Annotated in this window: 25 protein-coding genes; 13 read left to right on the top strand and 12 right to left on the bottom strand. The window is 60.9% G+C overall.

Features of this window, described 5'->3' with window-relative positions; all coding sequences use genetic code 11:
* Positions 1-17 precede the first annotated feature (17 nt).
* From AC1RMD_RS17735 to AC1RMD_RS17710, 6 genes are all read left to right on the top strand, one after another.
* Entirely contained in the window at positions 18-656 is a 639-nt protein-coding gene (locus AC1RMD_RS17735) for a HEAT repeat domain-containing protein (RefSeq protein ID WP_492928008.1), read from the top strand.
* Between the two features lie 124 nt (positions 657-780).
* Positions 781-1,092 (top strand): hypothetical protein, encoded by a 312-nt coding sequence (locus AC1RMD_RS17730; protein WP_492928007.1) that lies wholly within the window; start codon positions 781-783, stop codon positions 1,090-1,092.
* 51 nt (positions 1,093-1,143) lie between these two features.
* Entirely contained in the window at positions 1,144-1,425 is a 282-nt protein-coding gene (locus tag AC1RMD_RS17725; protein ID WP_492928006.1) for a hypothetical protein, read from the top strand.
* 136 nt (positions 1,426-1,561) lie between these two features.
* Complete coding sequence (locus AC1RMD_RS17720; RefSeq protein WP_492928005.1) at positions 1,562-1,927, top strand: hypothetical protein; 366 nt, start codon at positions 1,562-1,564, stop codon at positions 1,925-1,927.
* A gap of 93 nt (positions 1,928-2,020) precedes the next feature.
* A complete protein-coding gene (locus AC1RMD_RS17715; protein ID WP_492928004.1) occupies positions 2,021-2,500 on the top strand; it encodes a hypothetical protein in 480 nt (159 codons plus the stop codon).
* Positions 2,501-2,588: 88 nt separating this feature from the next.
* Entirely contained in the window at positions 2,589-3,326 is a 738-nt protein-coding gene (locus AC1RMD_RS17710; RefSeq protein WP_492928003.1) for a hypothetical protein, read from the top strand.
* Positions 3,327-4,094: 768 nt separating this feature from the next.
* Here the strand turns inward: AC1RMD_RS17710 and arsA are convergent.
* The 3 genes from arsA to AC1RMD_RS17695 form a co-directional block, all read right to left on the bottom strand.
* Positions 4,095-6,110: an arsenical pump-driving ATPase gene (gene arsA / locus AC1RMD_RS17705; protein ID WP_492928002.1), complete on the bottom strand. Its 2,016-nt coding sequence runs from the start codon at positions 6,108-6,110 to the stop codon at positions 4,095-4,097.
* 603 nt (positions 6,111-6,713) lie between these two features.
* The gene (locus AC1RMD_RS17700; protein WP_492928001.1) at positions 6,714-7,511 is read right to left on the bottom strand and encodes a substrate-binding periplasmic protein; all 798 of its coding nucleotides are present in this window, start codon (positions 7,509-7,511) and stop codon (positions 6,714-6,716) included.
* Positions 7,512-7,577: 66 nt separating this feature from the next.
* Positions 7,578-8,711, bottom strand: coding sequence for a sensor domain-containing diguanylate cyclase (locus AC1RMD_RS17695; protein WP_492928000.1), 1,134 nt, complete (start codon positions 8,709-8,711; stop codon positions 7,578-7,580).
* Between the two features lie 9 nt (positions 8,712-8,720).
* Between AC1RMD_RS17695 and AC1RMD_RS17690 the strand changes: the two genes are divergently transcribed.
* Positions 8,721-9,830, top strand: a complete 1,110-nt coding sequence (locus AC1RMD_RS17690) for a DegT/DnrJ/EryC1/StrS family aminotransferase (protein ID WP_492927999.1) — start codon at positions 8,721-8,723, stop codon at positions 9,828-9,830.
* Between the two features lie 2 nt (positions 9,831-9,832).
* Here AC1RMD_RS17690 and AC1RMD_RS17685 read toward each other — a convergent pair whose 3' ends face one another.
* The 9 genes from AC1RMD_RS17685 to ompA all read right to left on the bottom strand — a co-directional run bounded on the left by AC1RMD_RS17685 (position 9,833) and on the right by ompA (position 17,786).
* A complete protein-coding gene (locus AC1RMD_RS17685) occupies positions 9,833-10,297 on the bottom strand; it encodes a carboxymuconolactone decarboxylase family protein (RefSeq protein ID WP_492927998.1) in 465 nt (154 codons plus the stop codon).
* A 98-nt stretch (positions 10,298-10,395) separates the two neighbouring features.
* The gene (locus AC1RMD_RS17680) at positions 10,396-11,283 is read right to left on the bottom strand and encodes an RNA polymerase sigma-70 factor (protein WP_492927997.1); all 888 of its coding nucleotides are present in this window, start codon (positions 11,281-11,283) and stop codon (positions 10,396-10,398) included.
* 138 nt (positions 11,284-11,421) lie between these two features.
* Positions 11,422-12,039 carry a PEPxxWA-CTERM sorting domain-containing protein gene (locus AC1RMD_RS17675; protein ID WP_492927996.1) on the bottom strand — a complete coding sequence of 206 codons (618 nt, stop codon included), beginning with the start codon at positions 12,037-12,039 and terminating at the stop codon, positions 11,422-11,424.
* Positions 12,040-12,224: 185 nt separating this feature from the next.
* A complete protein-coding gene (locus AC1RMD_RS17670) occupies positions 12,225-13,334 on the bottom strand; it encodes a hypothetical protein (protein ID WP_492927995.1) in 1,110 nt (369 codons plus the stop codon).
* 148 nt (positions 13,335-13,482) lie between these two features.
* Positions 13,483-14,460: a hypothetical protein gene (locus AC1RMD_RS17665; protein WP_492927994.1), complete on the bottom strand. Its 978-nt coding sequence runs from the start codon at positions 14,458-14,460 to the stop codon at positions 13,483-13,485.
* Positions 14,461-14,737: 277 nt separating this feature from the next.
* The gene (locus AC1RMD_RS17660) at positions 14,738-15,430 is read right to left on the bottom strand and encodes an HAD-IA family hydrolase (protein ID WP_492927993.1); all 693 of its coding nucleotides are present in this window, start codon (positions 15,428-15,430) and stop codon (positions 14,738-14,740) included.
* A 10-nt stretch (positions 15,431-15,440) separates the two neighbouring features.
* Positions 15,441-16,136 (bottom strand): bifunctional 2-polyprenyl-6-hydroxyphenol methylase/3-demethylubiquinol 3-O-methyltransferase UbiG, encoded by a 696-nt coding sequence (gene ubiG, locus AC1RMD_RS17655; RefSeq protein ID WP_492927992.1) that lies wholly within the window; start codon positions 16,134-16,136, stop codon positions 15,441-15,443.
* A 100-nt stretch (positions 16,137-16,236) separates the two neighbouring features.
* Complete coding sequence (locus AC1RMD_RS17650; protein WP_492927991.1) at positions 16,237-16,767, bottom strand: hypothetical protein; 531 nt, start codon at positions 16,765-16,767, stop codon at positions 16,237-16,239.
* Positions 16,768-17,072: 305 nt separating this feature from the next.
* Positions 17,073-17,786, bottom strand: a complete 714-nt coding sequence (ompA, locus tag AC1RMD_RS17645) for an outer membrane protein OmpA (RefSeq protein ID WP_492927990.1) — start codon at positions 17,784-17,786, stop codon at positions 17,073-17,075.
* Between the two features lie 438 nt (positions 17,787-18,224).
* Between ompA and gyrA the strand changes: the two genes are divergently transcribed.
* The 6 genes from gyrA to AC1RMD_RS17615 all read left to right on the top strand — a co-directional run bounded on the left by gyrA (position 18,225) and on the right by AC1RMD_RS17615 (position 25,792).
* The gene (gyrA, locus tag AC1RMD_RS17640; protein ID WP_492927989.1) at positions 18,225-20,885 is read left to right on the top strand and encodes a DNA gyrase subunit A; all 2,661 of its coding nucleotides are present in this window, start codon (positions 18,225-18,227) and stop codon (positions 20,883-20,885) included.
* Positions 20,886-21,007: 122 nt separating this feature from the next.
* Positions 21,008-21,544 (top strand): DUF2059 domain-containing protein, encoded by a 537-nt coding sequence (locus AC1RMD_RS17635; RefSeq protein ID WP_492927988.1) that lies wholly within the window; start codon positions 21,008-21,010, stop codon positions 21,542-21,544.
* A gap of 10 nt (positions 21,545-21,554) precedes the next feature.
* The gene (gene serC, locus AC1RMD_RS17630; RefSeq protein ID WP_492927987.1) at positions 21,555-22,649 is read left to right on the top strand and encodes a 3-phosphoserine/phosphohydroxythreonine transaminase; all 1,095 of its coding nucleotides are present in this window, start codon (positions 21,555-21,557) and stop codon (positions 22,647-22,649) included.
* Positions 22,650-22,653: 4 nt separating this feature from the next.
* Positions 22,654-23,727, top strand: coding sequence for a prephenate dehydratase (gene pheA / locus AC1RMD_RS17625; RefSeq protein WP_492927986.1), 1,074 nt, complete (start codon positions 22,654-22,656; stop codon positions 23,725-23,727).
* 26 nt (positions 23,728-23,753) lie between these two features.
* Positions 23,754-24,863, top strand: a complete 1,110-nt coding sequence (gene hisC, locus AC1RMD_RS17620; protein ID WP_492927985.1) for a histidinol-phosphate transaminase — start codon at positions 23,754-23,756, stop codon at positions 24,861-24,863.
* Between the two features lie 2 nt (positions 24,864-24,865).
* Positions 24,866-25,792 (top strand): prephenate dehydrogenase, encoded by a 927-nt coding sequence (locus AC1RMD_RS17615; protein WP_492927984.1) that lies wholly within the window; start codon positions 24,866-24,868, stop codon positions 25,790-25,792.
* The last annotated feature ends 11 nt before the right edge of the window (positions 25,793-25,803 follow it).

The following is a 25,803-nucleotide window of genomic DNA, read 5'->3' as shown; positions in this document are numbered from 1 at the left end:
ATTGTGCGAAGGAAGTGATGGACGGGTTATTGAGCACTGAGGTCGCCCGATTTAGGGCTTGGGCATCAGAGTATCCTATCGAACGCCGAACAGGAGAATGGGAGTGTGACTATGAACAGTGGGCACCACTGAACCAGTCATTTTTGGACAATTTGGAGTCTCACTCACCAAAAGATGCGACTGCGTCGGAAATCTCGGACCTTCTGTATGCAGTTGGACGCGACAACGAGATGGAAGACCTAGTCGCTACGTTAGCAGGTAGGAGCGACTGGTTCTTGTTCCTGCTTCCATATGCACTTCTGGTGGATGACGCAGACGTTCGTTGGCAGTTCGCGGTACAACTGGGTCTTGGTGCATTCCCATTTGTTGCGGCGGAGTCGGCGTTGCTGAAGCTCGTTCAGGACGAGCATGAATATGTCAGTCGCATGGCGTTGCAGGCGTTAGGCCGTATAGGCTCCACTCATGTAGAAACTCTATGCGAGCGCGCCTGGAAGACAAGTCATGAATATCAGCGAATTATGGCACTGTGGGTGCTCAACGATATCAAGTCGCTGAAACTGAATGAATATTTGTCCATGGCCAAGGCTGACGGCAGAAATTTTGTAATAAGTAACGCATTAGAAATTGAACAAGGCGCGGTCACGCATAACGTATGACGTCACCTCGGTGAGTGCCGCAAGCGGCCACTTCCAGACATTCGTATATACGCAGCTTCATGTACCGTTGCGCACCTATGGTAGGTAAACAATGAAATTTAAGTGCCGCAAATGCGGAACCGTATTGACGAAAGAGCTGGAAAATATTCCTGTCAAGCTATGCGAAGAAGACGGAAAAGACCTGATTCCTGAAGGATTTACGACTCAGGACGATGATTGGTCAAGCTGTCAATGGATTATTAATTCTAAGGATGCCTTGTCCATGGGGATTATTGACAACCCTAAAAGATTAAATGGTTGCTGTGACTTAGATGGATGCGATGGTCCAAATTTAGTTTGCGAGACATGTAAATCTGAAGTCGCCACTGCAAAATATGACTGCTGGATGCCTCGCCACATAATCATGTCCATCGATGGCACTGAGGTCCTTAGCTAACAAAGGATGAACGCTGGCTGAAGTCGGCCAGGAGCTGCCCTTCGGGATAACATGAATATTATGGGAAAAAAATTTTCAGTAGCTGCACTCCGAGGACCATGGCAAAGCAATGCGACGACGGGATTGATGGAGCGATGCCGCGATAGCTGGAATATACCGCTAAATGAGTTGACGGATTTGATGGTGGCGACATACCTTAATCAGGGAATCGCCACAGCCGAAATGTGCGAGGAAGCCGAAAGCCGGTTGAAGAGTATGGAGCGAGACGACTCTGAGTATTTCGACGGACAACTCGCGGAAGCATTTTTCAGCGCCAAACAGCGCGTAAGATGAAAACGACAAAGTCCGGCACCGGCCAGCAGCGAATAAAAGTAAGCCGGTTCCTGCAGAGTCGGCGCCTGAAAGATAGTCTGCTGCGCACTTCTGCAAACGGCCACAAGCCGCCGTTCGCGACTTTAGATGATTGACGATGATGAAAGTGCAGTTCAATAGCTCTACTGTTTCAATTACTTCACTTGAACAGCTCGGAGAGCTGTTAAACGAGTGTGACCGTGTACCAGAATTTGAGCTGTGGGTAGCAACGGAGTCGTTCCCCTCAATGTGCATGCTCCGAAATGGAGAGCATGCTTGGCTTATGCATATGCAGAGTGAAGACGATTCGGTTCACTCAATCGGCGAGTACGCCGGAGACGGTGTTTGTAGTTTTAGATTGGCGAATGGGCAGGTGGATGAGTATCCGCTTTCTTGGTGCATCGAGGTCGAGCAATGCTACAAGGCTATCGCTTATTTTTATGTGAACCGGGGAGCAGTTCCCGCATGGATAAAGTGGAATTAGCGGTACGCCGAATTCGGCCAAGAGCCGTCGCTCAATAAGTCAGGCAAATAGGAAGTGTTTTTCTCATCTATCTTCAACTGTAAAGGAGTTCTTTTGTTAAAGCTTTATCGCTTCGTAGATGAGAAAAAAGAGTATTGGGAGACCTGGGAAAATGGTGATGGGAGTCATACCGTCCACTGGGGCGAACTCGGTACACGGGGCGAATCCAAAAGAGTGAAGTCAAGCTTGTTCTCTAAGGCCGAGAAGATTCTGCAGAGCGAAGTTAAGAACTTATACGAGCAAGGTTTCCGTCCAATCGATAATGATGAACACCGCACATTGCTCATCGAGTACGCGGTCGATGGTATGGGGGATGCGAGAGATGTTGAGAAGCGCCATCGTCTCGAGGAGCGGATGAATGAAGCGCTAGGTTGGACTGGTCTGGGCGCCTGCGACGGAGGCAGTATCGGCAGTGGCTCAATGGAGGTTTGCTCAATTGTTGTAGATTTTGAAGTTGCGAAGGCAGTTATTGAACGAGACTTGACCGGCACTGAGTTTGAAAACTACACGCGCATCTTTGAAAAGGGCGCATAAGAGGCGGTATGCTTGCAGGAGCGACCGCGTCCGGCCACAAGCTGCCGGTCGCCTTCCGCCTTGCGAAGACCCATAATAAGGATAGACAGTGAGCAACAAAAACGTTTGCGAAGAAGTGGAAGAAGCACTTGCCACTCTTATAAATAACCAAGATACATTTTTGCAAGCAACGATTTTCATCCTCCGTGCGGCCAGAGCAGCACAAATGGACGTTGAACTCGATTCACCAATTCACGGAGGATTTCGTGCCACTTATGACCAGCTTGGGTGTTTTGCTTCCGCGATGGAGATGACCGCGACGGAGTACATCGAATGTCACTTATTCTTTACTCAAATTTCCGGTCTCGAGTTTTTCTTTCAGTCATGCCTGTCCGCCGTATTGCGTGCCTATCCCAAAAAGCTTAGTTCAGTTCAGTTTTCGCTGTCGCAAATTCTCGATGCCGATTCGAAAGACGTTTTGATAGAACAAGCAACTGACATGTTTTTGAATAAACTGATGTATAAAAAGCCTTCTGAGTATCTTGACGAAATTTGCAAAACTTTATCCATCGAATCCGAATGTATAAGACCACTTTGGCCAACTTTTGTAGAGGCAAAAGCACGAAGAGATGTTGGTATTCATAATAATTGGAAATGCAACGAAACTTATTTGCGTAAAATAGCTGATGTCGGTCTCACCTCGACCCACAAAATCGGTGATTCCCTAATACCTAAAGAAGGAAGTTACTTCACAAAAACCACAGGAAACCTCGCTGGGATTGGTCGGAAGATGGTTGACGCAATCATAAAAACCTATAAGGAAAGTAACGTTGGAAAAGAAATCTGACTTAAACAGTGGTTGGCTCAATTTCTTAGCAACGATTTTCCGCAACGAGTTGCGTTTCGTAACTAATGCGAAGGTCTGCAATGGGGCGTAAGCGGAAGCCGGGTTTCCATTAGTTGCAAATTAAACTTATTTAGCTTTTTAATTAAATTATATTTTCTTGAGGCAGGTTGGTGCAAAGCTGGGTAAATGAAAAATTCATGTATTTTTCATAGGGAGATATTATTGAAACCGCTGCATCCGAACTCAAGTGACGCTCCGTCGGGAGTATTTTAATAAATTGCGGAATCGAACTATTTCCATCCACTTAGCTGCGATACGCCTGCTGATCGTCGGTTGAGTATTGTTTTGGCAGCGATAGGCATGTTGTTTTAGGTTCTGCGACGAGAGCCGATCCGCAGTTTTTTATCTGAAACCAAGCCGACGCCATCCCTTCCTATTGCTAAAGGGGTATTGATGGGGATATTTATATTCGCGAACCTTACATTTTTTCTCTAACGCGCTGATTTTAAATAGATTTATTTACTGAGTTCGATTGACGCCGACCACCACTAATACGTTTTAAACAGCCTCATGAAGCACCAAAAACCCGCCTCCGAGCGGGTTTTTTACTATGCGCGGCCGTCCGCCGACGTGCGTGGACGACCGCCGGCATCCAGCGGCAGGGCCGCGTCCCTGCCAAGGCGATCTCTGCCGATGTGATCTGCATCAACCTTGCACAGGAACTGTTGCTTGGAAGGGCGACTCCAACGCCCAGGGCGGCGCCTCTGGCTAGGCGATTTCCTGGTCCGCCTGTTGTCTTACCAGCTTGGACAGTTCGACAAATCCTATCGGCGGATTGGTACGCCAAGGCACGACAAATGCGCGCGTCGCCAGTCCGCTTGCGATGCGCGTCATTTGCTTGCGTTCGCACGCCACACGCGCCGCCAGCAACGGATCATGCGTGCCGGCCGCCAATATGCTCTTGTTGATCACCCACGCGAAAGGCTCGATGCCGGCGCGGCGCAAGTCGTCTTGCAGCGCCGTCGCTTGCGAAACCGGGGTCACTTCGGGCAGCGTCACCAAAACGATTCTGCAGTATGCGGCATCCTGCAGCCGCATCAATGGCGTCGTCACTCGACCACGGCCTTGGCCTTCAAACTCGCGCAGCGTTTGCCGATGATAGGCGCCGGTTGCGTCCATCAGCAGCAGGGAGTGCCCGGTCGGCGCAGTGTCCAGCACCACAAAGGCGCTACGTCCTTCGCCTACAATCTTCGAGAAGGCATGGAAGACCGCAACTTCCTCCGTGCACGGCGAGCGCAAGTCCTCCAGCAACAGGGCTAGTTCCTGGGGCGTGCGACCAGGGGACTTGGCCGCCATCATCTTGTCGATGTAGCGCTGCGTTTCCACCTTGGGGTCGATGCGATCGACCCGCAGCCCCGGCACCTCGCCGGCTAACGTTGCGACAAGGTGGGCGGCCGGATCCGTGGTGCTCAGGTGAACGGTTTTCCCCCGTTGAATCAAGCCGAGGGCCAAGGCGGCAGCGATGGTGGTCTTGCCGACACCGCCTTTGCCCATGACCATGATTAAGCCGTGGTCGGCCGACGCCAAGGCATCGGCCAATGCATCCAGGCTCGGCTGGTCCTGGCCCTGGGGCCTTGCAGCTGGCGCCGCGCCGGGGGCGATCGGCGCGACGTGGGCTGCGAGCAAGGAGCGCAAGGCGGGCAGACCCACTGTGTCGAACGGCCGCAATGGCACTTGATCCTGCGGTAAAGCCAGCAGTGATCTTGGCATCGCATCCAGTGCCTGCCGCTCGAGGGACTCAATGGCGCAAGCGACTGCATCGCTGGGATCGCTGGCGTGAAACACCCCGTTGATAACGAGACGCTGGTTATTCAAGCCTAGCGTGCGCAGTTCGTCAGAGGTGCGCGCCGCCTCGGAAATCCCACCCTTGTCCGCGCGTGTCACCAGGATGATGGTGGTCTGGCCGAGATCACTCAAGGCGGCCAGCGCAGCTTTGAAGCGCACTTCCTGCATCTGCAATCCGGAGTGAGGTCCGAGGCAGGACGCGCCGCGGTCATTGTGAGCAAGAAATCCGCTCCACGCTTGCGGCAAGCTGAGTAGGCGTAAAGTATGCCCGGTCGGCGCCGTGTCAAAGACGATATGATCATAACGATCGGTATCGTCGGACAGTAGCGATGCAAATTCGTCGAATGAGGCGATCTCCGTGGTGCAGGCGCCGGACAATTGTTCGCGTACAGTCGCGCGCGCGGTCTCGCTGGTGTCGGCGCCCATCTGCGCCAGCACGCGCTGCCGATAGGACTCTGCCGCCGTGTCGGGGTCAATGTTCAAGACCGACAAACCTGGTGCGCCGGGAACGGGGGTGGCGATATTCTGCAGCACTATTCCCAACATCTCGTCGAGGTTCGATGCGGCGTCGGTACTGACCAGAAGCACGTTCTTGCCCGCATCGGCGAGGCTCAGCGCCGTGGCGGTCGACAGTGATGTCTTGCCCACTCCGCCTTTGCCGGTGAAGAAAAGGTGACGCGTGGGGCGCGTCAGGAAGCTTGGCGCCTTGGCTTTTATCCATCCAGCCACCTGATCGTGTGACGGGATGCCGCCGCTATGCACGATGGTGCCGTCGATGCTGACGGTCGGCGTGGCAGTCGCGCCAAGGCGCTCGATTTCATCGGGGTTGGTGATCTTGGTGATGCTGACCGCCACCCCCGCGCCTTGAGCGATCTTTTCAATCAAGGCGACAGTGTAGGCGCACTTGTTGCAGCCTGGTCCTAATACTTTGATTTCCATATGCGCTATCTTGTTGTGAGATTTCGGACGGGATGAACAACTCATGTGTGCCAAAGCAACTTGCGCGAAGTCAATTCTAACGGGGGGCGGCAATAAAAAAAATGACGTGGATCAAAACCAGGGGGACGAATATGCGCCATTACATTTTTTGGCGCTGGCACAGTTACGGTCGTTGAGGTCGGTCGTCCGCTCAAATTCAGCGTCCGTTCGGGCTGGCCTAGACGAATATAAGTGAATTGGCGCACGGTGCGTTCCTCCTGAGCGGGGGATGATGCATGAAGTCGATCCAGAACGAATGGGACTTCTATGCCGAGCATTGCCACTTTATGTCCGAAAAAAAAGTCTTACGCGATGAATAGAATGATCATCGCGCTTGGCCGCGCTATTGCCACGCAATCGATACCTCAGAAAGTTCGGGCGTCGCGTTGGGCCGCCGCCTGGGGGCTTTTGGCCGGCATCGAAACGAAGGGCGTTCGTTTGCGTCGCTCGACTTTGCCGCCGAACGTGCCATACGAACGGCGTCAATCGCCTCGTTAGGTGGCGCCCGAAATGAGCTGCCCGAGCGCTGGATACGGGGCGGTTTTTCCATTCAACGCGGATGCCTCAGTAATTGAGCAAGCCGCTCGCCATTCCATCGCCTAGGTGGCGTCTGAAGATCATCAACAGCGTGCCGTCGTTGCGCATGGATTCGATCGCCTTGGACAGGCGTTCGGCGGTTGCGGCCGGAATACGTGCGCGCGACACGATCAGCCCGTGGACCACATTGTCCTTGGGAGCCCAGTCCAGCACGCGGACCGACTCGCTCAATCCCTCCTGCTTCAGGATGGGCACCCAGCTGACGGGCAAGGCCAGGATCGCCTGCACCCGGCCTATCTTCAACAGCCGCACCACTGCGGGGAAATCGGCGGCTTCATAAACCCGTCCCTGCGCCCGCAACTTGTCGAGCCAGAGGTCGTACGCGGCGCCATGTTTGTAACTCTTGACCACCGCGACCTTGTACTCCTGAGCGGCCAGGAAACCCTCCGCCGTACTGGCGGACGCCGGCACGCTCGGGTCCAGCAGCGCAAAGTTACGGGTGGCGAAGTAGGGGATGAAGCGGGCGAATTTTTCCCGCTCCGGGGTCGTGATGCCGGATACCGACATGTCCAGCTTGCCGCCCGCCAGCATGGTCCAGATGCGCACCCGCGATTCCAGCGAGGTGTGGAAATGGCAACCGGTGCGCTTGCCCAGCTCCTCGATGACGTCCTTGTCGATGCCGGTCCAGCCGCCGTCCGGGGCGCGATAGTACAAAGCGCCGACGTGATGGAAGGCCAGCTTGATGTCCCGGCATTCGCCGGGGCCGGCCCACGTCGCTCCACCCAGGCACAACAGTAGCCCGCAAGCCAGCATCCGCATGAACATGGAACCTCCCGAAGTTCATGCCACAGTAGCCCAACGGCAAGTCTGGGTCAATCCCGGCTGGCGACCTCAAGCCGCCTTTTGCACGCGATTGCGGCCGGCCCGCTTGGCGGCATACAGCGCCGCATCGGCGCGCGACAGCAGATCGGTCATCGATTCGCCGATCCGATGCTCGGCCACGCCGACGCTGATCGACAGCGTCAGCCCGGCCAGCTCGCCGTCCAGCCGCGTGGCGCACACCGCCTCGCGAAAGCGCTCGGCGAACGCCATGCATTCCTTGTCGCCCACACCCGACTGGAAAACGGCAAACTCGTCGCCGCCGAAACGCACGGCGACGTCGGCCCGGCGCGAGTGCTGCTTGAGCAAGAGCGCGATGTGGCGCAGCACCGTATCGCCGCCGAGATGCCCGTGAGCATCGTTTATGTCCTTGAAGCGATCGATATCGAACACCAGCAGGGCCAGGCGCGAGGATTCATCGCGCTCATGCAGTTCAATCAGGCGCGCCGCGGCGTCTTCCATGTAGTAGCGGCTGAACAAGCCGGTCAGTGGATCGCGCACCGCCAGTTGATAGTAGCGGCGCCTATCCTCTTCCATCGCGGCGTAGCTGATCTGGGCCAGCCGCAGGTCGTCATAGGCAACCTGAAGTTCCTTGTTGGCGGCGAGCAGATGCTGCGCATGCTGATGCTCGCGCGTGACATCCTGATAGATGGTGACGAAACCGATTGCCTGTCCATCGGCGTCATGGATCACCCGGCCGGTGATGTCGAGGACGGTGCCGTCGGCGCGGGTGCGGGTGAACTGATGCGGTTGAAACATCATGCTCAGCCGGATACGCTCCCTGGCCTGGTCGTCCGGGTCCCCGGGACCATAGTCGCCGCGCCTGGCGTTGAAGAGGAATAATTCGTGCAAGGTCACGCCCGCACGCATAATCTCGTGCGGGAAATCCAGCAGGCGGCAGAACGCCTCGTTCCAGAATCGCATCTTCAAACTGCGATCGATAATCGTCACGCCCACGGGCATGCACTGCATCGCTTCGACCAACTCGACCGTGCTGAGTTGCGAGATGTTGTCGTACGCCGGTTGCTGTGTCATATTTTGAGCCGCTACAAGTTGAGAACTGACGTTTGAAATTTGTCGCAGTTTTATGGTATCACCGGGCGCCGCCGCGCTGGTAGAATCATCCTCCCCGGTTTCGCCATCCATACCACATCCATGCTCAAATTCGCCCAACCCCAACTCGATGAAGACACCATACAGGCCGTCGCCGCCGTGCTGCGTTCCAATTGGATAGCCACCGGCCCCAATGTCGCGGAACTGGAGCGCGCGCTATCGGCGAGTTTCGGCGCGCGTCCGACGCGGGTACTGACCTCGGCGACGGGGGCGATGGAGATCGCGCTGCAAGTGTGCGGCATCGGTCCCGGCGACGAGGTGATCACCTCCGCGCAAACCTTCTTCTCCGCCATGAACATGATCGTCAAGGTCGGCGCCACGCCGGTGTTTGTCGATTGCGAGCTGCACACCCGCGCCATCGACCTGGCGCAAGTGGAGGCGGCCATCACGCCGCGCACCAAGGCCATCATGCCGACCCACTTCCCCGGCGCGCTGGGCGACCTCGACGCCTTGTACGCGCTGGCCAAACGCCACCAGCTGCGCGTGATCGAAGACGCCGCGCTGGTGCAAGGCTCGTACTGGAAAGACCAAGCGGTGGGCGGTTTCGGCGACATCGCCGTGTTCAGCTTCCACCCGAATAAAAACATGACCACCATCGAAGGCGGCGCCATCGTCGTCGCCAGCGAGGACGAAGCCAAGCTGGTGGACCTGCTGCGCTTCCACGGCATCAAGCGCCTGCCGGACGACACGCGCGACGTCGCCGTCGCCGCCGGCAAATTCAATATGTCCGATGTGTCGGCGGTGATCGGCGTCCATCAACTGCGGCAGCTGCCGCGCTTCCTGGCGCAGCGCGCCGCGCTGGTCGAACGCTACTTCGAAAAATTCCCGCCGGTGCCGGGGGTGGTGCTGCCGCCGCAAGGCGTGCCGCGCCAGAGCTGGAACATGTTCAATGTGCTGATCCCGTACCAGCAGTTCGGCCACACGCGCCAGAGCTTCCGCGCCGCCTTGCAGCAGCAGGGCGTCGGCACCGGCATGTCGTATGAGGCCTGCCACCTGACCACCGTCGGCCGCGGCTACGGCTACACCGACGGCCGGTTCCCCAACGCCGAACGCATCGCGCGCGAAACCGTCACCCTGCCGCTGCACGCGGCGATGTCGTTCGAGGATGTCGACCACGTCTGCGCCGTGGTCGCGCAAGTCCTCCAGCGCTGACCTTACATGCCGGGCGCCGGCACTTCCGGGATCTGGTTGCGCAGGCTGGCGTTGATGGTGTTCCAACCCTTGATGACGGCGATGGTGTAGCTGATCTCGGCGATTTCGCTATCGGTGAAATGCTGCTGGAGAAGGGCGAAATCGCCGTCGCTCGGATGCTGCTGCGGGATCGCGTTGACCGCCTCGGCCCAGTTCAGCGCCGCCCGTTCGCGCTCGCTGAAGAACGGCGCCTCGCGCCAGCCGGCGATGGCGTTCAGGTGGCGCGGATTGGCGTCCTGCTTGATCAGGTCACGCCAGTGCATGTCGATGCACACGCCGCAGCCGTTGATCTGCGACACGCGCAGATTGATCAGCTCCACCAGGCGCGCGCCCAGCGAACTTTTCTTGACGGTGCCGGACAGCGCGATCATCGCGTGCAGCTGGGGTTGTGCCAGTTGGAAGAATGGGATGCGTGCGGAGTGGTTCATGATGACGCCTTTCAGTCAGTGAGGGCACACCATTGCGCCCTGCATACCTGTAAGACGCCCCGGCTTCGCGCTCTGTGACAGTTTCTTCAAAAAAAATCTCAAATAAATTGCGCCACCCCGGTCAGCTTGTCCGGATTGCGCACGATGAAGATCGCCGCGATGCGCCCATCCTCCACCTGGAAGGACTGCGCCGATTCCAGCTTGCCGTCCACATAGCGCACCAGTCCCGGCACACCGTTGACGCGCGCCTGCCGGTAGGCGACCCGGTTCGGATTCTGGTGTTCCAGCGACCAGTACACGCCGGCCACGCGTCCGGCGCCGTGCAGGATGTGCAGGAAGGAGTTGACCTTGCCGCCGCCATCGGCCACCAGCTGCACGTCGCCGGCCATCATCGCCTTCATGGCCGCGCGGTCGCCGACCCTGGCCGCCTCCATGAACTTGAGCAGCAAATCGCGATGCTGCTCCTTCGGCACGTCGAAGCGCGGCTTCTGCTGCTGCACCCGCTCCTGCGCCCGATGCACCATCTGCCGGCAGGCCGATTCGCTCTTGCCCAGCATGCCCGCGATATCGGCGTAATCGTGGTCGAACACCTGCCGCATCAGGAACGCCGCACGCTCCTCCGGCGACAGCCGCTCCAGCACCCACAGGAAGGCCATCGACACCTCGCTCGCCAGCTCCGCGCTGCTCTCCGGCGTGCGCTCGTCCAGTTCGACGATGGGCTCCGGCAGCCACCAGCCGACATAGGACTCGCGCTCCGCCATGCGCGAACGCAGGCGGTCGATGGCGAGGCGGGTGGTGATGGTCACCAGCCAGGCCTCGGCCGATTGCAGCGACTGTTGTTCGCTGCCGTGCCAGCGCAGCCAGGCATCCTGCACCACGTCTTCGGCGTCGGCGCGGGTGCCAAGCATGCGGTAGGCGATGGAGAACAGTCGTGGGCGCAGCGCGGCGAAGGTGGCCAGTTCGGCGGGGGAGGTGGTCTCGGTCATCGCAAGTAAAAGTAGTGGTCGTCGAGCTTAGACGCGCCGGCCTCCGGTTTTGTGACAGATGTTGGCAAACATCGTCAATGCGCAAGCGCAGGCGCGGCGGCGATGGCGCCGCGCCTGCGCAGGGCGACCTGTTCTTGCTTAACGGCGGCGGGCAGCGACGCCGATCAGGGCCAGGCCGGCCAGCATCAGGGCATAGGTTTCCGGTTCTGGCACGGCGTTGGCGAACTGCACTTCGCTGGCGAACACCCAGGCGTTCTGACGCACGAAGGTGACGTTCAGGTCGTTGCCGGTGAAGCCGACGCCGCTGGCGGTGAACCAGAAGGGCGCACCGCCGGCAGGGTCGGCGACGGTATAGGTGTTGCCGTTGATGATGACGGCGGACGGTGCGCTGACACCGCCAGCGCCATCGGCGTCGTCAAAATGGATCTTGACGGTATCGACACTGGTGGACGCGTTGAAGTGGAACTTGATGGTGGGGTCGAGCACCCAGCCGACATACGGACCATTGCCCGGCGCTTCGGTGACATACCAGTTGTCGCTGGCGACGATGCCGTCGGTCAGCTGGCCCAGGCCGCCGCTCAGGCTGGCGTTGTCGCAGGTAACGCAGCCGGCACCCGAATAAGTGTCATCCCAGTAATGGTAGCTGCCGGAATTGCCGTTGAGCATATCGTAGGAGTTCGCCACGGGAGTGGCCGCGGCGGCCACGGTGGAGGCACAGCAAACCGCAAGCGCGGCGCACAGACGCACGAATTTCATGTTTTTCTCCGTAGTAAGGGCGCCGGCATGGCAGGATTTCCGAAGGCTCGGCGCAGCAGAATTGTTCTTTTGACTGCATCTTCAGTGTAGAGCTGGCGCGGTCTATGTCAACCGGAAAGCCTATCGAACGCGCCGGAAATCAAGGTGCTGTGGTGTGACCGAAACGTTTTCCGCGCCGCCGGGGGCTAGGGCTTGAGCTGTTCCTGCACCCGCGTGACCAGCACCTCGCCGTCGACGATGGTGCAGTCGATGATGTGATTGCGCGACACCGCTGCGTGCTTGGAAAACAGGTCGTGGTACTTGCCCGGATCGTCCAGCCGCAGGTCGATGCGGAAGATATCCAGCTTATTGGTTTCCTTGACCTGGCGCACGCGCTGCTTGCGGATCTCGGCTTCCTTGTCGCTGCGGCCGTGCATCTCCGGGCCTTCGAAATAGCGTATCAGCGCGCATTCGATGACGTCGATGCGGTCCTTCAGCAGCATGTCGGCCGCCACCGGGTTGTCGTTGGCGGGCAGCTCGGCCGGGTCGCCGTCGTCGGAGATCACTTCCACGTTCATGCGCTGGATCAGCAGCAGCATGTCGTTGTCCTCGTTGTTCTGCTGGTGGATGCGCTGCACCGCCGGCAGGCGCGCGCGCGCCAGGCGGCCGAGCGGGTCCTTGGTCTGGCCGACGTATTGCACCTTGCTCTGGAAGGTCAGCGTATTCTCGTATTTTTGCAGCACATCGTGGATCGACAGCGCCTCGATCAGGCCGCCCCAGTTCAGGGTGATGAAGCGGTCGGTGAGCACCACGCTCGGCTTCTTCAGCGTGGCGGCGAACGGCACTTCCAGCTCCAGCGTGATGCTGTCGCGCTTTTCCTCGGCGCCGATCAGGATCGGTACCGTCAGCTTGAGCGAGAAGAAGCCCCAGCTGGTGCTGCGGCTGGTGTCGAAGCGCACGCGCGGACGGTTGATGGCGAAGAAGATCAGCCGTTTTTCCATCGTCGCTTCCAGGTCGAACTGCATGCGGCGCAGGTGGCGGCCGACCGGGTCGCGGATGTCGGGTATCTCGGGGAAGCCGGCCACCAGGTCGTACCAGTGGAACTTGGCGTCGGCCACGGTCACCGCCCAGGTTTGCGGCGCGTTGGTGCGCTGTGGCATCAACGGCAGCAGCTCGTCGATCTGCTCGGCCGGCGCGGCCGTCAAGTCATGGAACGGCTCCGGCGCTTCGGCGAACAATGCCCCCACGCCCAATTCCTCCGGCGACGGATCGGGATAGTCGTCATCAGCGATTATGGCTTTGTAATCGCTCGTCATGGCGTGCGCTCCAGGGTCTCAAGTATTGGTTGCCCACAGTATAGTACGTCCCTGCGGATATTTCTATATTGCAAGTTGGCACGATGTGAATTCTCACCACAATGTAACACTGCGGAGGCCGGCACGCACGCGTGCCGGCATGCGGAACTCAGGCCCTGGCGCTTTTCGCCGCCGGCGGCAGCGGCATGGGCGTGGCCACGGCCTGGCCGTTGGCGATGTGGCAGCTCAGCAGGTGGCGCTTGGCGCTGGCCGCATGCTCGGAGCACAGGTATTTGTAGCGGCCGGTGTCCTCGCACTGCAGGTCGATGGTGAACTGGACAAGGTTGTGCTCGGCCTGGATTTCGGTCAGGCGGGCGCTGCGCAGCAGGCGCTGCTCCTGGTTGCGGGTGCGCGGGTTGGCGCCCTCGAAGTAGCCCGACAGCGCCGCTTCGATGACGTCCATGCGTTCGCCCAGCAAGGTGTCGGCCGCCAGCGGATGGGCGTTGTGCGGCGCGGCGGCCGGATCGCCGTCGGCGCAGCTGACCTGCACGTCGAGCTGCTGCACCAGCAGCAGCGTGTCGAAATGCTCGCTGTGCTGGGCGTGCAGCTTTTGCAGCGCCGGCAGGCGGCCCTTGCTGAGGCGGGCCTCGTCGTCGCGGGTCTGGCCTACATACACCACCTTGCTCGGGATCTTCAGCGTATGGGCGTAGGTTTGCAGGATGTCGTGGATCGACAGCGCTTCGATCAGGCCGCCCCAGTTCAGGGTGACGAAGTTCGGCGTCAGCGTCACGGTCGGCTTCTTCATGGTGGCCGCGAACGGCACCTTGAGCTCGATGGTGATGCTTTCCCTGGCCTCGTCCGCGCCCAGCAGCAGCGGCAAGGTCAGCTTGAGCGAGAAGAAGCCCCACTGGATCGTGCCCTTGATGTCGAAGCGCACGCGCGGGCGGACGACGGCGAAGAACAGGTGGGGCTGGGCCGCGGCCGCCTCCAGCTCGAACTGCATGCGGCGCTGGTAGCGGCCGATCGGGTCGCGGATGTCCGGGGCTTGCTGGAAGCCGGCCACCAGGTCGTACCAGTGGAATTTGGCGTTGGCCACGCTGACCATCCAGCTTTGCGGCGCGCCCGCCGCGGACGAGGGAGAGGCCAAGACAGCGAATTGCTCAGAGTGAGGCTGCGAGGTCGTGGCAGCCAGCTCAGGAAAAGTCATAAAACTCCTGATTGGAAAGTTGAGATAGTGGTGACTGTCTCCCTTCCCGTTCAGCGAGGTAGTGGCTTGCAGGAAATAAGTAATACTACGCAGTCGGTGCCGATTATTGCGTAGTTAAACTGCTTGAACAACTGATTAGTGTGCTTGTTCAAATGGCAGCGATACCACTGACTCGTCTATACAACGGTTAGCGTTATCAAATGCAAAAGCGCCAATCTTATGCCGCCAGTTCGGATCTTCCGGACAACGATTCTTGCAGGAGTACCAATAGTTGTGAAGGACTATCCAACAGGTAGTCGGCCTGCCAGCCCTGCGGTTCGAGCGGGCCGCAGTAGCCCCAGCCGCAGGCGATGGTCGGCATGGCGGCGGCCTTGCCGGCCTGGATGTCGCGCAGGTCGTCGCCCACGTACCAGCATTGCTCCGGCGCCAGGCCGAGGCGGGCGGCCGCTTCGAACAGCGGCGCCGGGTGCGGCTTGGCGTGCGCCGTGGTGTCGCCCGAGACCACGCAGGCCGCGTGCGCCAGGCCGATCTGCGGCAGCAGCGGATCGGTGAAGCGGGCCGGCTTGTTGGTGACGATGCCCCATCGCAGTCCGGCCTGCTCGATGCCGGCCAGCAGTTCGACGATGCCGGGGAACAGCGCGCTGTGCACCGCCATCGCCGCCTGGTAGTTGGCGAAGAAGCCGTCGCGCAGCGGGACGAAGCCGTCGTCCTCCGGCTTCAGGCCGAAGGCCGCGCCTATCATGCCGCGCGCGCCGGCCGAGGCGGTCGGGCGCAGCAATTCGTAGGCGGTCGGTTCCAGGCCGCGCTCGGTGCGCAGCAGGTTGACGGCGGCCGCCAGGTCGGGTGCGGTGTCGGCCAGCGTGCCGTCGAGGTCGAACAGGATGGCGCGCGGAGGATTGATCTGGTTCATAAACGGTACTTTACAGCGGACGGGTGGTGGCGACCAGATAGTTGACGCTGGTGTCCTCGTTCAGGGAATAGATCTTGGTCAGCGGGTTGTAGCCCATGCCCTTGAACCCCTGCACGTCGAGACCGGCGCTGCGGATGTATTGCGACAGCTCGGACGGCGTGATGAACTTGTCGTAGTCGTGGGTGCCCTTGGGCAGCATGCGCAACAGGTATTCGGCGCCCAGGATGGCGAACAGATAGGCCTTGGGGTTGCGGTTGAGCGTAGAGAAGAACACCTGGCCGCCCGGCTTGACCAGGGTGGCGGCGGCGCGCACGATGGCGCTCGGGTCCGGCACGTGCTCCAGCATTTCCATGCAGGTGACGACGTCGTACTGGCCCGCCTCCTGGGCCGCCATCTCTTCGGCGGCGATCAGCCTGTAGCGCACCGCCACGCCCGATTCCAGGCTGTGCAGGTCGGCCACCTTGAGCGCTTTTTCCGACAGGTCGATGCCGGTCACCTTGGCGCCCTTGCGCGCCATCGATTCGCTCAGGATGCCGCCGCCGCAACCGATGTCGATCACGTTCTTGCCGGCCAGCGGCGCGCGCGCGTTGATCCATTCCAGGCGCAGCGGGTTGATTTCGTGCAGCGGACGGAACTCGGAGGTCGGGTCCCACCAGCGATGGGCGAGGTCGGAGAATTTCTGCAGTTCTAAGGGATCGGCGTTCATCGGTTCAGCTCATAGGGACTAATCCCGCTATTCTAAAGCAGCGGGCATATTTAATGTCGCCATTGCGCCGATCCCCTTCAGTGCGCCAGCGTCGGCAGGATCAAGAGCGCCGCATCGCCGCGTCGCGGGCGGCCGCAATCTCTTCCATCATGTCGCCCAGGCCGCGCGCGGTGACTTTCGGCAGCAGCGACTGGTCCACCCTGGACGACGACTTGATGTCGCCGGCACTGGCCTGGCCGGGCAATGGCAGGAAATTATCGTAAATCACCGTGCCGGGCACGGCGCGCATCAGTTCCGCCAAGCGCCGGTCGGCCAGGCTCTGGCCGGCAAAGTCTTCGGTGAGCTTGAGGCCGGGCAGGTTTTGCTGGGTGAAGGCGCTGCCGCTGTCGTACACCATGGCCACCACCTGGCCATCCTTGACGATCTGCGCAAACACCTTGTCGGGATTGGCTGCTGCGGCTGCCCGGCTGGCTTCCTGCCGCGCCTCCACCTGCTGGTCGTGCAGGGCCAGTTCGGCCTGCAGGCGCTCGGGCAGCTTGAAGGCCACCATTTTCTTTTGCTCGACCAGTTGGCCGATAGCGGTAACTGGACCCTGGACCCTGAACGAAGGCGAACTTTCGATGCGTGACATGGCAACTCCTCGTGGACGACGGGGATGCCGGCGGCGCCTGGTTTCCCGTTGCAGCACAGGTTATCACGAAAACAATTCCCGGAGTAAACATTGACTTTCAACTACTATAGTCGCCCCCGGCGGGTGACGAATCCAACGCTCGCGTGCAAGGCTGGTCGCACTCCGGAATGAAGAACGGCCCGGTCGCAAATGCGACCGGGCCGTTCAAGCCTTACCTCAGCGTGACGCCGTTCGTGTCATCAGAAAATCTACTTAACCGAACGGCATTGCCGCCGGAGCGGGGCTGCGAGTCATGGAACGAGCAATTACTTGCTGGTGCCGACCACTTCGATTTCTACGCGACGGTTCTTGGCGCGGCCTTCGGCAGTTTTGTTGTCCGCCACTGGCTGCTTCTCGCCTTTGCCTTCGGTGTACACGCGGTTGGCTTCAACGCCTTTGGAGATGATGTAGGCTTTGACGGCTTCAGCGCGGCGTACCGACAGCTTCTGGTTGTATTCATCGCTACCAACGGAGTCGGTGTGGCCGACGGCGATGATGACTTCCAGGTTGATCGAACCCAGTTTCGAGGTGACGTCGTCCAGTTTCGCCTTGCCTTCTGGTTTCAGAACGGCTTTGTCGAAGTCGAAGAACGCGTCGGCTGCGAAGCTGACTTTTTGTGCGGTAGGCACGGCGACGGCTGGCTTAGGTGCTGGCGCCGGAGCTGGTGCTACTGGTGCTGGAGCAACTGGAGCTGCTGGCGCGACGCATTTGCCGTCGACCAGTTTCTGTGGCTCGACGCACAGTGGCAGATCGCAACCTGGAACGGCATCGGCCGGGGTCCAGTAGCCGGTGCGCCAGCACAGGCCGAACGGGTCGCGGGCGATAACGCCGCGGGCATCCTGAACGTAAGCGCTCTTAGGGGTTGCTGCCTTGATGTCCTGGGTAACTGGAGCATACGGAGGAGCGGTTGGGGCGGTTTGGGCGATAGCCGAACCAGCGAATGCAGCCGATACGGCCAACATCGAAATCAGTTTTTTCATATTTTTCTTCCTTTCGGGGGTGATATCCGCAGAAAAACTGCGCGACGTAGTGATACGTGGGGCGAATTCTACCACGCAGGGGCGTCGCGCCTGTCTCCCGATTGCGAAACGAGCAATTAACTTCTGAACCATTTTGCCACAAGCTATCTTTGGGTGTGAAAAGGGTCCAACAAGACTCCTTTTTGATTCCGACCAAAATGTTGTTTTGTTGCAACGTGATTATCGATAATAATTGAGTAATGTGTCATGAATATTACATGGCGTTACAACGTGCGCGCCCCCCGTGGCGGCGGGGCCTGCGCCGGAATTGTGCTGGTTGCTGTGCGCGCATGCTAAAATCGCACGCTTGCCTGTCCGTAGTGAGGGGCGAGGCCAGAATGCAGTAAGTGCGGCATACATTGCTTAATAAACCACAGTCAAAGATCAGTCGACCCGCCAATGGATCAATTCGCAAAAGAAACAATTCCTATTTCCCTCGAAGAAGAGATGCGCAAGAGCTACCTCGATTACGCCATGAGCGTGATCGTCGGCCGCGCCTTGCCGGACGTGCGTGACGGCCTCAAGCCGGTGCACCGCCGGGTCCTCTTCGCGATGCACGAAATGAACAACGTGTGGAATCGCCCTTACGTCAAATGCGCCCGTGTGGTGGGCGAGACGATGGGTAAGTACCACCCGCACGGCGACGCGTCGATTTACGACACGCTGGTCCGTATGGCGCAGGACTTCTCGCTGCGCTACATGCTGGTCGACGGCCAGGGCAACTTCGGCTCGGTCGACGGCGACGGCGCCGCGGCGATGCGTTACACCGAGTGCCGCCTGGACAAGATCTCCGCCGAGCTGCTGGCCGACATCGACAAGGAAACCGTCGATTTCCAGCCCAACTACGACGGCAAGGAAAAAGAACCGACGGTGCTGCCGACCCGCATCCCGAACCTGCTGATTAACGGCTCGTCCGGCATCGCGGTCGGCATGGCGACCAACATCCCGCCGCACAACCTGCACGAAGTGATCGCCGGCGCGCTGCACGTGCTGCGCAATCCGCACTGCACGATCGACGAGCTGATCGAACTGATCCCGGCGCCGGACTTCCCGACCGGCGGCACCATCTACGGCGTCTCCGGCGTGCGCGACGGTTATCGCACCGGCCGCGGCCGCGTGGTGATGCGCGCCAAGACCCACTACGAAGAGTACGGCAAGGACGGCGGCCGCACGGCCATCATCGTTGACGAGCTGCCATACCAGGTCAACAAGAAATCGCTGCTCGAACGCATCGCCGAAAACGTCCGCGACAAGAAGCTCGAAGGCATTTCCGACATCCGCGACGAGTCCGACAAGTCGGGCATGCGCGTGGTCATCGAGCTCAAGCGCGGCGAAGTGCCGGAAGTGGTGCTCAACAACCTGTACAAGCAAACGCAATTGCAGGACACCTTCGGCATGAACATGGTGGCGCTGGTCGACGGCCAGCCGCGCCTGCTGAACCTGAAGGAAATGCTGAGCTGCTTCCTGTCGCACCGGCGCGAAGTGGTCACGCGCCGCACCGTGTTCGAGCTGCGCAAGGCGCGCGAGCGCGGCCACGTGCTGGAAGGCCTGGCCGTGGCGCTGGCCAATATCGACGATTTCATCGCCATCATCAAGGCCGCGCCGACCCCGCCGGTCGCCAAAACCGGCCTGATGGAGCGTTCCTGGGATTCGTCGCTGGTGCGCGAGATGCTGGCCCGCACCGCCGACGGCACCACCATCGGCGGCATCGACGCCTTCCGTCCGGAACACCTGCCCAAGCACTACGGCATGCAGCAGGACGGCATGTACAAGCTGTCGGACGACCAGGCGCAAGAGATTCTGCAGATGCGTCTGCAGCGCCTGACCGGCCTGGAGCAGGACAAGATCGTCAACGAATACAAGGACGTGATGGCCGAGATCGCCGACCTGCTGGACATCCTGTCCAAGCCGGAACGCGTGACCACCATCATCACCGACGAGATGACCCACGTGGTCAACGAATTCGGCGACCCGCAGAAGGACCCGCGCCGCTCCAACATCGAGCACAACGCGACCGACCTCGGCACCGAAGACCTGATCACGCCGCAGGACATGGTGGTGACCCTGTCGCACACCGGCTACATGAAGGCGCAGCCGATTTCCGAGTACCGCGCGCAGAAGCGCGGCGGACGCGGCAAGCAGGCCATGGCGACCAAGGAAGAAGACTGGATCGACCAGCTGTTCATCGCCAACACGCACGATTACATCCTGTGCTTCTCCAACCGCGGCCGCATGTACTGGCTCAAGGTGTGGGAAGTGCCGCAGGGTTCGCGCAACTCGCGCGGCAAGCCTATCGTCAACATGTTCCCGCTGGCGGACAACGAGAAGATCACCGTTATCCTGCCGCTGTCCGGCGATAACCGCGTCTTCCCGGAAGACCACTACGTGTTCATGTCGACCAGCCTGGGCACCGTGAAGAAGACGCCGCTGAAGGACTTCAGCAATCCACGCAAGGCCGGCATCATCGCGGTCGACCTGGACGAGGGCGACTTCCTGATCGGCGCCGCGCTGACCGACGGCCAGCACGACGTGATGCTGTTCTCCGACGCCGGCAAGGCGGTGCGCTTCGACGAGAACGACGTGCGTCCGATGGGCCGCAACGCCCGCGGCGTGCGCGGCATGAACCTGGACGAAGGCCAGCGCGTGATCGCGCTGCTGGTGGCGGAAAACGAGCAGCAATCGGTGCTGACGGCGACCGAGAACGGCTTCGGCAAGCGTACGCCGATCACCGAGTACACCCGCCACGGCCGCGGCACCAAGGGCATGATCGCGATCCAGACCTCCGAGCGCAACGGCCGGGTAGTGGCGGCGACGCTGGTCGATTCGACCGACGAAATCATGCTGATCACCACCGGCGGCGTGCTGATCCGTACCCGCGTGTCGGAGATCCGCGAGATGGGCCGCGCCACCCAAGGCGTGACCCTGATCGCGGTGGAAGACGGCACCAAGCTGTCCGGCCTGCAACGCGTGGTGGAAACCGACATCGACGAAGTCGAGCTGGAACCGGGCCCTGACGCCAAGCCGGACGAAGCCCGGCCAGACGAAGCTCAACCTGAGTAAGTCCTAGCACACACCGCCCCGGACCCAGGTCCGGGGAGAGCGGGGTCAGGTTTATTGCGCGGATAAATGCGACAATAAGACTGATCCCGCTTTTTATTTTCGAACGAACTTCTGAGACGACTATGAAAAAAATTGTAGCAAGCATCGTTACCGCATTCGCCCTGGTCGGCGCGCCCGCGTTTGCGCAAGCCGACGCCGCCTCCACCGCCGCCGCGAAAGAGCTGTTCGCCGCCATGAACTTCCGCACCCTGATGACCGGCGTGATGCAGCAAATGTCGCAGAGCGTGGGCCAGTCGATGCGCGCCGGCGCCGAGGCCGGCATCAAGAACAATCCGAACACCACGCCCGCGCAAAAGCAGGAAGCGATGGCCAAGATGGAGGCCGAACTGCCGGCCGCCATCAACGTGCTGCAAACGGCCATGAACGACCCGGCGATGATCGACGACATCCTGGCCGAAACCGAGCCGCTGTACGCCCGCACCTACAGCGCGGACGAGCTGAAGCAGATCGCCGCCTTCTACCGCACCCCGGTCGGCGCCAAGATGCTGGCCACCATGCCGCAGCTGACGGCCGAATCCATGCGCATCGGCCAGCAGGTCGCGGCGCGCCGTATCGGCCCGTTGCTGCAGAAGCTGCAGGAAAAACCAACCGCAAAATAAGGATCGCAACGTGACTCATATCTATAACTTTTCCGCCGGCCCCGCCGTATTGCCGAAGGAAGTGCTGGCGCTGGCCGCTGCCGAAATGCTGGACTGGCATGGCAGCGGCATGTCCGTCATGGAGATGAGCCACCGCGGACCGGAGTTTATTTCGATTTACAAGGCGGCCGAGCGCGATCTGCGCGAGCTGCTGGCAGTACCGGACAACTACAAGATCTTGTTCATGCAGGGCGGCGGACTATCGCAGAACGCCCTGGTGCCGCTGAACCTCGTCGGCCACAAGCCGCAGCCAGCGACCATCGATTTCATCCACACCGGTTCGTGGTCGGGCAAATCCATCAAGGAAGCCGCCAAGTACGCCAACGTCAACGTCGCCGCCTCGTCGACGACGTCGGTGCCGCCGCAGTCGGAGTGGCGGCTCACGCCCGGCGCGGCCTATCTGCACCTGTGCACCAACGAGACCATCGACGGCATCGAGTTCGACTTCGATGCCGGCGTGCCCGCGCCAGAGGCAGACGTGCTGCTGGTGGCCGACATGTCCTCGCACATCCTGTCGCGCCGCATCGACGTCTCCAGGTACGGCCTGATTTTCGCCGGCGCCCAGAAGAACATCGGTCCGGCCGGCGTCACCATCGTCATCGTGCGCGAAGACCTGCTGGGCAAGGCGCTGCCGGCCTGCCCGTCGGCGTTCGACTTCAAGCTGGTGGCCGACAACGAGTCGATGTACAACACGCCGCCCACCTACGGCATCTACATCGCCGGCCTGGTGTTCCAGTGGCTGAAGCGGCAGGGCGGCGTGGCCGAGATGGAGCAGCGCGCCATCGTCAAGGCCAAGCTGCTGTACGACGCGCTCGACGCCAGCGATTTTTACCAGACCCGCGTAGCGAAAACCAGCCGCTCGCGCATGAACGTTCCTTTCTACCTGAAGGACGAAAGTCGGAATGAAGCATTCCTGGCCGGCGCCAAAGCGCGCGGCCTGCTGCAACTGAAGGGCCACAAGTCCGTCGGCGGTATGCGTGCATCGATCTACAACGCGATGCCTATCGAGGGCGTGCAAGCGCTCGTAGACTACTTGAACGAATTCGCCGCCAGCAACGGAAAGTAAACCCATGAACGACAAACTGACACCCTTGCGCGAGCAGATCGACGCCATCGATGCCCAGATCCTCGACCTGTTGAACCAGCGCGCCAAGGTGGCGCAGCAGGTCGGCCACGTCAAGGCCGAGACCAACGCCCCGGTGTTCCGTCCCGAACGCGAGGCGCAGGTGCTGCGCGGCGTGGCCGAGCGCAATCCCGGCCCGATGGGCGACACCGAGCTGCAAACCATCTGGCGCGAGATCATGTCCGCCTGCCGCTCGCTGGAAAAACGCGTCACCATCGCCTTCCTCGGCCCGGCCGGCACCTACACCGAGCAGGCCGCGTACCAGCAGTTCGGCAGCGCCGTCGACGTGCTGCCTTGCTCGTCGATCGACGAGGTGTTCCGCGCCACCGAGGCCGGCACCGCCGAATTCGGCGTGGTGCCGGTCGAGAACTCGACCGAAGGGGCGATCGGCCGCACGCTGGACCTGCTGCTGCACACCTCGCTGTCGATCAGCGGCGAAGTGTCGCTGGCGGTGCGCCACAGCCTGCTGTCGGGCACCGGCAATATGGACGGCGTCACCGCCATCTGCGCCCACGCGCAGGCGCTGGCGCAGTGCCAGATCTGGTTGAACAACAACTACCCGGACATTGAACGGCGCGCCGTCTCGTCCAACGCCGAGGCGGCCCGCATGGCGCGCGACGACCACAGCATCGCCGCCATCGCCGGCGAGCGCGCCGGCGTGCGCTACGGCCTGGGCACGGTCAAGGCCAACATCCAGGACGATCCGCACAACCGCACCCGCTTCGCCGTGATCGGCCAGCTGCAGGCCGGCCCGTCGGGCCAGGACCGCACCTCGCTGGCGCTGGCCGCGCCGCACAAGGCCGGCTCGATCTACCGCCTGCTTGGTTCGCTGGCCCGCCACAACGTGTCGATGACGCGCTTCGAATCGCGCCCGGCGCGCACCGGCACCTGGGAGTACTACTTCTACGTCGACGTCGAAGGCCACATGCAGGATGAGGGCGTGGCCAAGGCGCTGGAAGAATTGCAAGGCAATGCCGCCTTCTTCAAGGTGCTGGGTTCCTACCCGGTCAGCCTGACCTGATTTTTAACCATAATTTGAGAGAGACCATGCCCAAGAACTACGGCCCCGAATACGTCCGCGCCATCGCTCCTTACCAAGCCGGCAAACCGATTGCGGAAGTCGCGCGCGAGTTTGGCCTTGATGAAGCGGCCATCGTCAAACTGGCGTCGAACGAGAATCCGTTCGGCGTGCCGCCGTCGGCGGTGCAGGCGATGACCGCCGCCGCCGCGGACCTGGGCCGCTATCCGGACGCCAATGGTTTCGACCTGAAGGGCGCGCTGTCCAAGCGCTACGACGTGCCGGCCGAGTGGATCACGCTGGGCAACGGCAGCAACGATATCCTGGAAATCGCCGCCCACGCCTTCGTCGAGCGCGGCCAGTCGGTGGTGTACTCGCAATACTCGTTCGCCGTGTACGCGCTGGCGACCCAGGGCGTCGGCGCGCGCCACATCGTGGTGCCGGCCAAGGACCACGGCCACGACCTGCCGGCCATGCTGGCCGCGATCGTGGACGACACCCGCCTGGTCTTCATCGCCAACCCGAACAACCCGACCGGCACCTTCATTCCGGCCGCCGAGATCCAGGCCTTCCTGGACAAGGTGCCGGCCAATGTGGTGGTGGTGCTGGACGAGGCCTACAACGAATTCCTGGCGGAAGAAAACCAGTTCGAATCGGCTTCCTGGGTCAAGCAGTATCCCAACCTGCTGGTCTCGCGCACCTTCTCCAAGGCGTACGGCCTGGCCGGTTTGCGGGTGGGCTTCGGCATCGCCCAGCCGGCGCTGACCGACCTGATGAACCGCATCCGCCAGCCGTTCAACGTCAACTCGATGGCGCAGGCCGCCGCGATCGCCGCGCTGAACGACAAGGCCTTCCTGGCGCAGAGCGCGACCAACAACGCCGCCGGCTACCAGCAGTTCACCGAGGCGTTCGACAAACTGGGCCTGCAGTACGTGCCTTCCTACGGCAACTTCGTGCTGGTCAAGGTCGGCAGCGATGCGGGCGCCGGCGCGCGCGTCAACCTGGCGTTGCTCAAGCAGGGCGTGATCGTGCGTCCGGTCGGCAACTACGGCTTGCCGGAGTGGCTGCGCATCTCCATCGGCCTGCCGCAGGAAAACGCGGTGCTGATCGCGGCGCTGACCAAGGCATTGGCGGAGTAAGAATGTTGAACAAGGTCGTCATCTTTGGCGTGGGCCTGATCGGCGGATCGTTTGCGCGCTCGCTGAAAAAGGCCGGCGCCGTCGGCAGCGTGGTCGGCATGGGGCGCTCCGCCGCCTCGCTCAAGCGCGCGCAGGAACTGGGCATCATCGACGTCATCGGCGTGGCCGATGCGGGTGGCGGCGGCTGCACGATGGCCGAAGCGCTGGACGGCGCCGACCTGGTGCTGCTGGCCGCGCCGGTGGCGCAGACCGAAGCGATCCTGGCGGCGCTGGCGCCGCATTTGCAGCCCGGGACCGTGGTCACCGACGCCGGCAGCACCAAGTGCGACGTGGTGGCCTCGGCGCGGCGCGCGCTGGGCGGCAAGGTCGCCCAGTTCGTGCCGGGCCATCCGATCGCCGGCCGCGAGACCAATGGTCCCGAGGCGGCGATCGACGATCTGTACGTCGGCAAGAAGGTGGTGCTGACGGCACTGGATGAAAACGCGGCGGTCGATGTCGAGCGCGTGGCCGCCGCGTGGCGCGCCTGCGATGCGATCATCCATCGTTTGACGCCGCAAGAACATGACAAGGTGTTCGCCGCCGTAAGCCATTTGCCGCACTTGCTGGCCTATGCGCTGGTGGACGACATCGCCAACAAACCGCATGCAGATTTACTGTTCCAGTATGCGGCCAGCGGCTTCCGCGATTTCACAAGGATCGCGGGATCGTCGCCCGAAATGTGGCGCGACATTAGCCTGGCCAACCAGTCGGCGTTGTTGACGGAGCTGGATGCTTATCTGGCACAATTGACGGGCCTGCGCGCCCGTCTGGCCGCCGGCGACGGGGCAGGGCTGGAGCGCGTGTACGGCAACGCCCAGCGCGCCCGCCACCAGTGGATTACAGCGATCGAGGCGGCCGAGGCGCCGCCGTCGCAAGACCAAGCAGAATAAATCAGGAAATC

Source organism: Duganella sp. GW822-FHT06D06 (genome assembly GCF_058799615.1).
The sequence above is the reverse complement of the archived record's forward strand: the minus strand, read 5'-3'. Positions and strand labels throughout refer to the sequence as shown.

Coding starts and splice junctions, on each gene's coding strand:
- AC1RMD_RS17725 (WP_492928006.1), top strand. CDS start 1,144: ATGAATATTATGGGAAAAAAATTTTCAGTAGCTGCACTCCGAGGACCA.
- AC1RMD_RS17735 (WP_492928008.1), top strand. CDS start 18: ATGGACGGGTTATTGAGCACTGAGGTCGCCCGATTTAGGGCTTGGGCA.
- gyrA (WP_492927989.1), top strand. CDS start 18,225: ATGGATCAATTCGCAAAAGAAACAATTCCTATTTCCCTCGAAGAAGAG.
- AC1RMD_RS17615 (WP_492927984.1), top strand. CDS start 24,866: ATGTTGAACAAGGTCGTCATCTTTGGCGTGGGCCTGATCGGCGGATCG.
- AC1RMD_RS17690 (WP_492927999.1), top strand. CDS start 8,721: ATGCTCAAATTCGCCCAACCCCAACTCGATGAAGACACCATACAGGCC.
- AC1RMD_RS17635 (WP_492927988.1), top strand. CDS start 21,008: ATGAAAAAAATTGTAGCAAGCATCGTTACCGCATTCGCCCTGGTCGGC.
- AC1RMD_RS17660 (WP_492927993.1), bottom strand. CDS start 15,430: ATGAACCAGATCAATCCTCCGCGCGCCATCCTGTTCGACCTCGACGGC.
- ompA (WP_492927990.1), bottom strand. CDS start 17,786: ATGAAAAAACTGATTTCGATGTTGGCCGTATCGGCTGCATTCGCTGGT.
- AC1RMD_RS17695 (WP_492928000.1), bottom strand. CDS start 8,711: ATGGATGGCGAAACCGGGGAGGATGATTCTACCAGCGCGGCGGCGCCC.
- ubiG (WP_492927992.1), bottom strand. CDS start 16,136: ATGAACGCCGATCCCTTAGAACTGCAGAAATTCTCCGACCTCGCCCAT.
- AC1RMD_RS17720 (WP_492928005.1), top strand. CDS start 1,562: ATGATGAAAGTGCAGTTCAATAGCTCTACTGTTTCAATTACTTCACTT.
- pheA (WP_492927986.1), top strand. CDS start 22,654: ATGAACGACAAACTGACACCCTTGCGCGAGCAGATCGACGCCATCGAT.
- AC1RMD_RS17700 (WP_492928001.1), bottom strand. CDS start 7,511: ATGTTCATGCGGATGCTGGCTTGCGGGCTACTGTTGTGCCTGGGTGGA.
- hisC (WP_492927985.1), top strand. CDS start 23,754: ATGCCCAAGAACTACGGCCCCGAATACGTCCGCGCCATCGCTCCTTAC.
- AC1RMD_RS17650 (WP_492927991.1), bottom strand. CDS start 16,767: ATGTCACGCATCGAAAGTTCGCCTTCGTTCAGGGTCCAGGGTCCAGTT.
- AC1RMD_RS17685 (WP_492927998.1), bottom strand. CDS start 10,297: ATGAACCACTCCGCACGCATCCCATTCTTCCAACTGGCACAACCCCAG.
- AC1RMD_RS17675 (WP_492927996.1), bottom strand. CDS start 12,039: ATGAAATTCGTGCGTCTGTGCGCCGCGCTTGCGGTTTGCTGTGCCTCC.
- AC1RMD_RS17680 (WP_492927997.1), bottom strand. CDS start 11,283: ATGACCGAGACCACCTCCCCCGCCGAACTGGCCACCTTCGCCGCGCTG.
- arsA (WP_492928002.1), bottom strand. CDS start 6,110: ATGGAAATCAAAGTATTAGGACCAGGCTGCAACAAGTGCGCCTACACT.
- AC1RMD_RS17670 (WP_492927995.1), bottom strand. CDS start 13,334: ATGACGAGCGATTACAAAGCCATAATCGCTGATGACGACTATCCCGAT.